Here is a 1,727-nt window from a genome sequence, read left to right as displayed (position 1 = left end):
TGAGGGTGCGGCCATCGCCTACACCCGCGATGGCATCGTCTATGACCTCGTGTCAGGGGCGCGGATCGCCAAGCTTCAAGCAGGCCAGATCTATTCACTCGACGGCCAATTCCTTGGAACGCGCCTGCCTTCGGGAAAGGTTCGCCGAGCAGAGGGAAAACCGGCGGCCTTCCTGAAGCTCGTTCGGAGAGAGTAGGCAGTCAGGCCCTTAACGTCATCGGACGGGCTCCCGGCCACATCCGATGACGACCGGGGTCGTTCGTCCGGCGGGGATAAAATACTGCGGATGCCTAGCTCTCAACATTCCGCCCTTTGGTTGAGGACGTCAGCTAGAAGGTCGCCAAGGCGTGGGCGACGCCCGCCCCCGCCAGCAACGGACTGACGGTGCAGGTGATCGACACGGCGAAGCGCTACCAGATGGGCGGCGGCTGCGGGGCGGGGATGTTTGTCATGGGGCGCGGGGGATAGCAGGCGGCTCCGTCATCGCAGAATTAACAACCCGCGAGCAAATGCTCGCGGGTTGACTGAGTTCTTCGAAATTGCCGCATCGGAGGCAAAATAGCTCTGATTTTCGGCCTAAATCACCCCCAAAACGGTAGATCGTGCATTTTCGATAAATGTCGGTTTTGCGACGAACCAATGACGCGGCACAGCAGCCTTACCGTGCCGCCGGCCGATCGCCACAGGAGGCATCGCATGAATTCAGGAGAACGTCGTATTCGAGACGCCCTGGAGAGGGCCCAGGAAGGCGTGATTGAGGGCAAGGCGCATCTTCGACGCCTCAGCCCTCGAGCTTCTGCCGCCACACGAGCTGATTGTCAGGCCGGCATCGAGGCGCTCCAACGGGTGGCGACCTTCGCGGCATACGCGCTGCGGCACCTACCTGAAGACCCGGCAGATCGGTCGCGCGCCATCGCGGACCACTTGGAGAGTTTGCGGCACCTCCTGGAGCGGGTCGACACCTCCGTTGACCGGCTTCTGTCCCTCATCCATCGCTGATCGGCATCAATCCGTTCCTAATCCGTCAGCGGCTGGACTCGTTCTCATTTTGTTCTCACTCTGCACGTTATGCACCCGCCTGAATTCCGCCTCGCGCACTACCTCTCCGACTGGCCTAACTGCCACATCGAAGCCCAGTGCTCAGGCTGTAAGCGGTCCACCACGGTGGACGCGGCTGCTCATGCAGCGGCACGGCGACATGAAGGTCTTAGACGCGGTAAAGCGGATGCGGTGCCAGAAATGCCGGGTGTCGCCCGCGCCGGCATACCTCTGCGCCTCGCGTCACCGGTCTTTCTGCTACGGGCCGGATCCAGACTGGGCGCTGGAACTGGTGCCGGAGCCAAGGCTCGGATTGACTCGCTAAAGGCCGCAGCAAGGCGCTTGTGGCGGGCGATGCTGGACGGCGCATCACAGGGATCGGCGATGCTCACGGTTACGGTTTACCAGTATACGACCCACCACCCAAGAAGCAGCATTATGCGGATCGCGCCCCGATGGGCGACCCGGAGTGCCATCGACAAGTCTCAACAGGGTCAGACTTGTCGCCGTCCTCTTGAACGACACCGAGACCGAAATTGACGACGCATACGTCGACTGCGACGGCATGACCGAAGTCGGCTTCAACCCAAGCTAGCCTAACGGCGGGCGTTTGGACGCTCATGACGGTCGATGCGCAGGTGGATAGCTGGCACGTCTGCTTCACGCACCGCTGGGGCAGTCCTGGTATC

The 1,727-nt window shown here is 61.8% G+C and carries 2 protein-coding genes; both read left to right on the top strand.

Features of this window, described 5'->3' with window-relative positions; all coding sequences use genetic code 11:
• The coding region (locus GSQ92_RS29925) for a 4-fold beta flower protein (protein ID WP_216856710.1) at positions 1-196 on the top strand (196 nt) is incomplete at its 5' end.
• Between the two features lie 500 nt (positions 197-696).
• Positions 697-999: a hypothetical protein gene (locus tag GSQ92_RS01760; RefSeq protein WP_159012879.1), complete on the top strand. Its 303-nt coding sequence runs from the start codon at positions 697-699 to the stop codon at positions 997-999.
• The last annotated feature ends 728 nt before the right edge of the window (positions 1,000-1,727 follow it).

The sequence above is a fragment of the Acidisoma sp. S159 genome, assembly GCF_009766125.1.
Lineage (GTDB): Bacteria > Pseudomonadota > Alphaproteobacteria > Acetobacterales > Acetobacteraceae > Acidisoma.
The sequence above is the reverse complement of the archived record's forward strand: the minus strand, read 5'-3'. Positions and strand labels throughout refer to the sequence as shown.

Excerpts from the sequence above, each read along its gene's own strand:
- GSQ92_RS01760 (WP_159012879.1), top strand. The coding sequence starts at position 697 with ATGAATTCAGGAGAACGTCGTATTCGAGACGCCCTGGAGAGGGCCCAG.